This is a genomic window from Thermus igniterrae ATCC 700962 (assembly GCF_000376265.1).
In the GTDB taxonomy this organism is placed as follows: Bacteria; Deinococcota; Deinococci; order Deinococcales; family Thermaceae; genus Thermus; species Thermus igniterrae.
The window spans coordinates 52,805-60,761 of the sequence record NZ_AQWU01000059.1 but is presented as its reverse complement, the minus strand read 5'-3'; the positions used below and the strand labels follow the sequence as shown (position 1 = coordinate 60,761).

Below are 7,957 nucleotides of genomic sequence, written 5' to 3'. Positions count from 1 at the left end.
GCCGTCAATCCCCGGCACCCGGGGGGCCTCGGGGTTGAGGAGGGCCTCTGGTTCGGGAAAGGTCTCGCCAAAGAGGGCGTTGAAGCGGCGGGCAATCTCCCGGGTGAGCTCAATGTGCTGCACCTGGTCCTCCCCCACCGGCACGGTGTCCGCCTTGTAGATGAGGATGTCCGCCGCCTGGAGCACGGGGTACATGAGGAGGCCGGACCAGATGGCCTCCTGCTTGGCGGCCTTGTCCTTGAACTGGGTCATGCGGGTGAGGTCCCCCAGGGGGGTGATGGTGGTGAAGACCCAGGCCAGCTCCGTGTGCTCGGGCACGTGGGACTGGACGAAGAGGGTGACCCGCTCGGGGTCCAGCCCAGCGGCGATGTTCACCAGGGCCGCCTCAAAGGTGCGCCGGGCCAGGGTGGCGGGGTCGTAGGCCAGGGGGTTGGTGAGGGCGTGGTAGTCCACGATGCAGAAAAAGGCCTCCCGGCCCAGGCGCTCCCCCAGGGCCACCCACTGCTTGATGGCCCCCAGGTAGTTGCCGATGTGGATCTCCCCCGAGGGCTGGATGCCGGAAAGAACCCGCGTCATACCCCAGAGAATAGCAAAAACCCCGCTTGCGCGGGGCCTTTGGTGCCGGGGGCGGGACTTGAACCCGCACGTCCGTGAGGACACACGACCCTGAATCGTGCGCGTCTACCAATTCCGCCACCCCGGCAGACGCAAGGGTCATTGTAGGGGACACCTCCTTTTTCGTCAAGCTTGACCTTTGGGCCGGCTAGGGCTTAGGCTAGGGGGCAATGCGGTGGGGCATCCTACTAGACCTAGGCCGGGCGGGCCCGGTCTAGGGAGGCCTTTCCGCTTTCCCCCCGGGCCAGACCACCCGGGGGGTTTTCCATAAAGGGAGGGAGCCATGGGGAAAACGCTTTACGAGAAGGTATGGGAGGCCCACGAGGTCAGAAAGCTGCGCAACGGCCAAAGCCAGCTTTTCATTGACCTCCACCTCCTGCACGAGGTCACCAGCCCCCAGGCCTTCGGCATGCTGAAGGACCTGGGCCTTAGGGTGCGCTATCCCCACCGAACCTTCGCCACCGTGGACCACATCGTCCCCACCCACGACCGCACCGAGCCCTTCGCCGACCCCCTGGCCCAGAGCATGCTGGAGGCCCTGCGGAAGAACACCCTGGAGCACGGCATCACCTTCTTTGACCTGGGAAGCGGCAACCAGGGCATCGTGCACGTGATCGGCCCCCAGCTGGGCCTTACCCAGCCCGGGATGACCATCGCCTGCGGGGACTCCCACACCTCCACCCACGGGGCCTTTGGAGCGGTGGCCTTCGGCATCGGCACCAGCCAGGTGCGGGACGTGCTGGCCACCCAGACCATCGCCGCCCAGAAGCTCAAGGTGCGGCGCATCAACGTGGAGGGGAGGCTGGCCCCGGGGGTCTACGCCAAGGACGTGATCCTGCACATCATCCGCCACCTGGGGGTGAAGGGAGGCCTGGGCTACGCCTACGAGTACGGGGGGAGCGCGGTGGAGGCCATGGACATGGAAAGCCGCATGACCCTTTGCAACATGTCCATTGAGGGCGGGGCCCGGGTGGGGTACGTGAACCCCGACGAGACCACCTTCCGCTACCTGGAAGGCCGCCCCTACAGCCCCAAGGGGGCGGAGTGGGAGGAGGCCAAGCGGCGCTGGCTCAGCTTCGCCTCCGACCCCGATGCCCCCTACGACGACGTGGTCACCTTCCAGGCGGAGGAGATCGCCCCCACGGTCACCTGGGGCATCACCCCGGGGCAGGCCATCCCCATAGACGGCCGTATTCCCCTCCTGGAGGAGCTTTCCCCCGAGGAGCGCCCCGTGGCCGAGGAGGCTTTGGCCTACATGGGCTTCCGCCCCGGCCAGCCCATCAAGGGGGTGCCGGTGCAGGTGGCCTTTATCGGCAGCTGCACCAACGCCCGGCTCTCCGACCTGCGGGAGGTGGCCCGCTACCTCCGGGGCCACCGGGTGAAGCGGGGGGTGAGGGCCCTGGTGGTGCCGGGTTCGGAGTGGGTGGCCAAGAAGGCGGAGGAGGAGGGTATCGCCGAGGTCTTCCGGGAGGCGGGCTTTGAGTGGCGCAACCCCGGGTGCTCCATGTGCCTGGCCATGAACCCGGACCGCCTGGAAGGGGACGAGCTGGCGGCCAGCTCCTCCAACCGCAACTACAAGGGCCGGATGGGAAGCCCCAGGGGGCGCACCGTGCTCATGAGCCCCCTCATGGTGGCGGCGGCGGCGGTAACGGGCGAGATCGCCGACGCCCGGGAAGTGTTTGGCATTGGGAGGTAAGGCATGCTGGAGAAGTTCACCCTCATCCGCGGCCGGGCGGTGCCCCTTCGGGGCGAGGACATTGACACGGACCGCATCATCCCCGCCCGCTTCATGAAGGCCCTCACCTTTGAGGGCCTGGGCCAGTACCTCTTCTACGACGAGCGCTTTGACGAGAGGGGCAACCCCAAGCCCCACCCCCTGAACGACCCCCGCTACCAGGGGGCCAGCCTCCTCCTGGTGGAGTCGGGCTTCGGTTCCGGCTCCAGCCGGGAGCACGCCCCCCAGGCCATCAAGCGGGCAGGGTTTAAAGCCATCATCGGGGAGAGCTTTGCGGAGATCTTCTTCGGCAACGCCACCGCCATCGGCCTGCCCTGCGTGAGCCTGGCCAAGGAGGACCTGGAGCGCCTCTTCCAGGCGGTGGAAAAGGACCCCACCCTGGAGATCGCCGTGGACCTGGTGGCCAAGGAGGTGCGCTTCGCCGACCAGGTGGTCCCCCTCACCCTCCGGGAGGAGGCGCGGGAGGCCCTGGTGGAGGGGCTTTGGGACCCCATCGGGGAGCTTTTGCAGGCAGGGGAGCTTCTGGACGCCTTTGACCGCAAGCTCCCCTACCCCAGGAGGGCGGAATGAGGGTGGCGGTCCTCCCCGGGGATGGGATTGGCCCCGAGGTCACCGAGGCCGCCCTAAAGGTCCTGAAGGCCCTGGACGCCGCCGAGGGGCTAGGGCTCACCTTTGAGGTCCTCCCCTTTGGGGGCCAGGCCATAGACGAGCACGGGGAACCCTTCCCCGAGGCCACCCGCAAGGGGGTGGAGGCAGCGGAGGCGGTGCTTTTGGGAAGCGTGGGGGGGCCCAAGTGGGACAACCTCCCCCGCCGGCTCCGCCCGGAGACCGGGCTTTTGGAACTGCGCAAGAGCCAGGACCTCTTCGCCAACCTGCGCCCGGCCAAGGTCTTCCCGGGGCTGGAAAGGCTTTCCCCCCTCAAGGAGGAGATCGCCCGGGGGGTGGACGTGCTAATCGTGCGGGAGCTCACGGGGGGCATCTACTTCGGGGAGCCCCGGGGGATGTCCGAGGCCGAGGCCTGGAACACCGAGCGCTACAGCCGGCCCGAGGTGGAGCGGGTGGCCCGGGTGGCCTTTGAGGCAGCCAGGAGGCGGCGCCGGCACGTGGTGAGCGTGGACAAGGCCAACGTCCTGGAGGTGGGGGAGTTCTGGCGCAAGACGGTGGCCGAGGTGCACGGGGAATACCCGGACGTGGCCCTGGAGCACCAGTACGTGGACGCCATGGCCATGCACCTGGTGCGCAGCCCCGCCCGGTTTGACGTGGTGGTCACCGGCAACATCTTCGGGGACATCCTCTCCGACCTGGCCAGCGTCCTCCCGGGCTCTTTGGGCCTTCTGCCCTCCGCCTCCTTGGGCCGGGGCACCCCGGTGTTTGAGCCCGTGCACGGCTCCGCCCCCGACATCGCCGGCAAGGGCATCGCCAACCCCACGGCGGCCATCCTCTCCGCGGCCATGATGCTGGAGCACGCCTTCGGCCTCAGCGAGCTGGCCCGCAGGGTGGAGGCGGCAGTGGCCCGGGCCCTGCGGGAGACGCCACCCCCCGACCTGGGGGGGCAGGCGGGGACCGAGGCCTTCACCCAGGAGGTGTTGCGGCACCTAAAATGAGGGCAACGCGCCGCCAGGCACCTCCGCCACGGGTCCTAGAGGAGGCCTTCGGCGGACCGGCGCCCAAGGAGGAAGGCACATGAAAAAAACCCTGATCCTCACCGGGGCCAGCCGCGGCATCGGCCGGGCGCTGGCCCTGGAGCTGGCCAAGGCCGGCTACCAGCTGGTGCTGAACGCCCGTTCGGAAGCCCCCCTGCTGGCGGTGCTGGAAGAGGTGCGGGCCCAGGGGGGCAGGGCGGAAGCCGTGGCGGGAAGCGCCGGAAAGGCCGAGGTGGCCGAGGCCCTGGTGCGGAAGGCGGAGGGGCTTGGGGGCTTTTACGGCTACATCCACAACGCCGGGGTCCTGCACCCGGGGCCCCTCCTCTTTGAGCTGGCCGAGGGCCTCTTCCAGGAGGTCCTGGAGGCCAACCTGGTGGCCGGCTACCAGCTGGCCCGCTTCGCCTATCCCCTCCTGCGGCGCCAGGGGGAGGGCCTGGCGGTCTACGTGGGCTCCGGGGCGGCGGAGAGCAACCTGCCCGGCATCGGGGCCTACGCAGTGGCCAAGGCGGCGGAGGAGCACCTGGCCAGGCAGCTGGCGGCGGAGGTGCCCGAGGTGGCCTGCTTCGTCTACCGCCCGGGGGTGGTGGAGACGGAGATGCAACGGGCGGCCCGGGAGGCCCAGGGGAGCGCCGCGCCCGTGCTCCACCGGGTTTTCCGCAGCTACAAGGAGGAGGGCCGCCTCCTCACCCCCGAGGCGGCGGCCCAGGCCCTGGTGCGCCTGCTCCCCCGGGCACGGCAGTTCCACGGCAAGATCGCCAGCTGGCGAGACGCTTAACCCTAGGAGGCTTAGCATGCGTTCCGACCGGATCAAAAAGGGCTTACCCCAGGCCCCAGCCCGGGCCATGTTGCGGGCGGTGGGCGTGGGCGATGAGGACTTCGCCAGGCCTTTCGTGGGAGTGGTCAACACCTTCACCGACGGCATGCCCTGCAACCTGCACCTGCGGCAGCTGGCCCTGGACCTGAAGGCCGGCCTCAGGGAGGCAGGGCTGGTGCCCTTTGAGTTCGGGGCCCCGGCCATCTCCGACGGCATCAGCATGGGCACCCCGGGGATGCGGGCCAGCCTGGTGAGCCGCGAGGTGATCGCCGACAGCGTGGAGCTCATCGCCCAGGGCTACCTCTACGACGGCATGGTGGCCCTCTCCGCCTGCGACAAGACCATCCCCGGGGGGGCCATGGGGGTGATCCGCAGCGGGGTGCCGGGGATGGTCCTCTACGGGGGGACCATCGCTCCGGGGGAGTGGCGGGGGCGGAAGCTCACCATCGTGGAGGTCTTTGAGGCGGTGGGGCAGCGGGCCGCGGGCAAAATAAGCGAGGAGGAGCTTCTGGAGATTGAGCGCCGGGCCATCCCCGGCCCCGGGGCCTGCGGTGGGCAGTACACGGCCAACACCATGGCCATGGCCCTCGAGGCCCTGGGCCTCTCCCCCGTGGGCTACAACGCCATCCCCGCCGTCCACCCCGAGAAGCCCCGGGCCACCCGGGAGGCGGGGCGGATCCTGGCCGAGGCCATCGCCCGGGACTGGAAACCCAGGGACTTCCTCACCCGCAGAGGCTTCCTCAACGCCATCGCCGCCGTGGCCGCCACCGGGGGGAGCACCAACGCCGTGCTCCACCTGCTGGCCATGGCCAAGGAGGCGGGGGTGGAGCTCTCCCTGGACGATTTTGACCGGGTTTCCCGCCAGACCCCGGTGATCGCCGACCTGCGCCCCTGGGGTACCTATACCGCCTGGGAGCTCTACGAGGCCGGGGGCACGGCCTTGGTCTTTAAGCGCCTCCTGGAGGCGGGCCTCCTCCATGGGGAGGAGAAGACCCTCACCGGGCGCACCCTGGCCGAGGAGGTGGAAAGGGCCTACCGGGAACAGGAGGGGCAGCAGGTGGTCTTCCCGGTGGAACGGGCCTTAAAGCCCCATGGGGGACTGGTGGTCCTCAGGGGGAACCTGGCCCCCAAGGGGGCGGTCTTGAAGCTGGCCGGCACCGAGCGCACCCAGTTTGAGGGGCCCGCCCGGGTCTTTGACTCCGAGGAGGAGGCCATGCAGAAGGTGCTGGCCAAGGAGATCCGGCCCGGGGATGTGGTGGTCATCCGCTACGTGGGGCCCAAGGGGGCCCCGGGGATGCCGGAGATGCTCTCGGTGACCAGCGCCCTGGTGGGCGAGGGCCTGGGGCCGGAGGTGGCCCTCCTCACGGACGGCCGCTTCTCCGGGGGCACCCGGGGGCTCATGATTGGCCACATCGCCCCGGAGGCGGCCATAGGTGGGCCCATCGCCCTCCTGGAGGAAGGAGACCGGGTGCGCATTGACGTGGAGCGCCGCCTTTTGGAAGTCCTCCTGCCGGAGGAGGAGCTGGCCCGGCGCCGGGAACGCTGGCGGCCCAGGCCCCCCGCCTTCACCAAGGGGCTTTTCGCCCGCTACGCCGCCCTGGTGGGCCAGGCGGACGAGGGGGCGGTCCTGCGGGACCTCGAGGGCTAGGGCACCGGGGGCCGCCTCACCTGCTCCGGGGTGAGGTTGAGCCCCCGGCCCCGGCGCACCTCCTCCGGGGTGAAGGCCTCGCCCTTGGCCTGGAGCAGGGCCTTGAGGTGGTTGAGGAGGGCGGCGAGCTCCTCGTCCTTGAGCTGGGCAAAACCCGGCATGAGCCCCGCCTCTCCCTTCTTGCCGTAGAGGCTCACCAGGACCAGGTAGCGCCGCCCCTCCGGGGTGGCAAAAAAGGGGGCTACCGCCTGCAGGCCGGGGTAGGGCCGCACCCCTTGGGCCTTTTCCCCATGGCAAACGGCGCAACTCCGGTTCCAGAGGGCCTCCACCCCCTGGGCCCAAACGGAGAGGCCCAAGGCCAGGAGGAGGAACAGGAGGCCTTTCATGGGCCCAGTATAGCCCGGCCCCTTCCCCACAGCCTTTAGCGGGCCTTCACCTCGGTCCAGACCCGGTCAAAGAGGGCGATATCCGGCCCCAGGTCCTTCAGGTACTCCAGCTTGGCCCGGATCTCCTCCGGGGGGAAGACCGTGGGGTCCTGGCGCATCTCCTCGGGAAGGAGGGGGATGGCCGGGGCCACCGGGGTAGCGTAGCGGGTGTACTCCGCCAAGGCCCGGGCATTTTCCGGCTCCAGGAGGAAGTCAATGAAGCGGTAGGCCAGGTCCTGGGCCGGACCCCGCTTAAGGACCACCAGGGCATCGGTCCACAGGGTGGCCCCCTCCTTGGGGAGGGCGTAGCGCAGGCGGGCGTCCTCCTGGCGGGCCTGGAGGACATCCCCCGAGTAGGCCAGGGCCACCGCGGCATCCCCGGCCAAGACCCGGTTCAGCCCCTCTATGCCCCCGGCGAAGCCCACGGAGCGGCGTTTGGCGGCAAGGAGGAGTTCCTTGGCCTTCTCCAGGGCCTCGAGGTCCGTGGTGTTCACGGAGTAGCCCAGGTACTTCAAGGCCGCCCCGATGGTCTCCCGCATCTCGTCCAGGAGGAGGAAAGGGCCCACCTGGCGCCCGGGGTCAAAAAGGACGGCATAGGAGTCCACGGGGCCCGTCACCAGGTCCTCCCGGTAGGCCAGACCGGTGGTGCCCCAGAGGTAGGGGACGGAATACTGCAGGCCGGGGTCGTAGGGGGGGTCCTGGAAGAAGGGGTCCAGGTTAGCCAGGTTCTTCAGGCGCCCCTTGTCCAGGGGGGCAAGGAGCCCCTCCCGGGCCATCTGGAGCACGTAGTAGTCCGGGGCCACCACCAGGGAGAACTCCTGGTCCGCCCCCGCCTTCAGCTTGGCCAGCATGGCCTCGGGGGACTCAAAGGTGTCCAGGACCACCTTGGCCCCGGTCTCCGCGGCGAACTTCTTGAGGAGGTCTTCCGGAATGTAGTCCGCCCAGTTGAGGAAGTAGAGGGTTTTCACCTCCTGGGCCGGTCTTGGGCGCAGAAAGACCACCCCGAGGACCACCAGGGCCAGGGCCAAGGCCACCATCAGGATTCTCGCCATACGCTTCCTCCCCGGTCTGGGCGGC

8 protein-coding genes and 1 tRNA gene are annotated in these 7,957 nt (G+C 69.4%); 5 read left to right on the top strand and 4 right to left on the bottom strand.

Annotated elements, in window-relative coordinates:
- Positions 1–576 (bottom strand): tryptophan--tRNA ligase (trpS, locus tag B128_RS0105560; protein ID WP_018111289.1); only part of this gene is annotated, 576 nt, incomplete at its 3' end.
- 40 nt (positions 577–616) lie between these two features.
- Positions 617–703: transfer RNA gene (locus B128_RS0105555), tRNA-Leu, on the bottom strand.
- 195 nt (positions 704–898) lie between these two features.
- Between B128_RS0105555 and leuC the strand changes: the two genes are divergently transcribed.
- The 5 genes from leuC (at position 899) to ilvD (ending at position 6,455) form a co-directional block, all read left to right on the top strand.
- Positions 899–2,311 carry a 3-isopropylmalate dehydratase large subunit gene (gene leuC / locus B128_RS0105550; RefSeq protein ID WP_018111288.1) on the top strand — a complete coding sequence of 471 codons (1,413 nt, stop codon included), beginning with the start codon at positions 899–901 and terminating at the stop codon, positions 2,309–2,311.
- A gap of 3 nt (positions 2,312–2,314) precedes the next feature.
- Positions 2,315–2,920, top strand: a complete 606-nt coding sequence (leuD, locus tag B128_RS0105545) for a 3-isopropylmalate dehydratase small subunit (RefSeq protein ID WP_018111287.1) — start codon at positions 2,315–2,317, stop codon at positions 2,918–2,920.
- Entirely contained in the window at positions 2,917–3,954 is a 1,038-nt protein-coding gene (gene leuB / locus B128_RS0105540; RefSeq protein ID WP_018111286.1) for a 3-isopropylmalate dehydrogenase, read from the top strand. The genes leuD and leuB overlap by 4 nt, the downstream gene beginning before the upstream one ends.
- A 79-nt stretch (positions 3,955–4,033) precedes the next feature.
- Entirely contained in the window at positions 4,034–4,768 is a 735-nt protein-coding gene (locus tag B128_RS0105535) for an SDR family NAD(P)-dependent oxidoreductase (protein WP_018111285.1), read from the top strand.
- A 16-nt stretch (positions 4,769–4,784) separates the two neighbouring features.
- The gene (gene ilvD / locus B128_RS0105530) at positions 4,785–6,455 is read left to right on the top strand and encodes a dihydroxy-acid dehydratase (RefSeq protein WP_018111284.1); all 1,671 of its coding nucleotides are present in this window, start codon (positions 4,785–4,787) and stop codon (positions 6,453–6,455) included.
- Here the strand turns inward: ilvD and B128_RS0105525 are convergent.
- On the bottom strand, positions 6,452–6,841 hold the full coding sequence (locus B128_RS0105525; RefSeq protein WP_018111283.1) for a c-type cytochrome: 390 nt from the start codon (positions 6,839–6,841) through the stop codon (positions 6,452–6,454). The genes ilvD and B128_RS0105525 overlap by 4 nt on opposite strands.
- 35 nt (positions 6,842–6,876) lie before the next feature.
- On the bottom strand, positions 6,877–7,932 hold the full coding sequence (locus B128_RS0105520) for a polyamine ABC transporter substrate-binding protein (protein WP_026175050.1): 1,056 nt from the start codon (positions 7,930–7,932) through the stop codon (positions 6,877–6,879).
- Positions 7,933–7,957 lie beyond the last annotated feature (25 nt).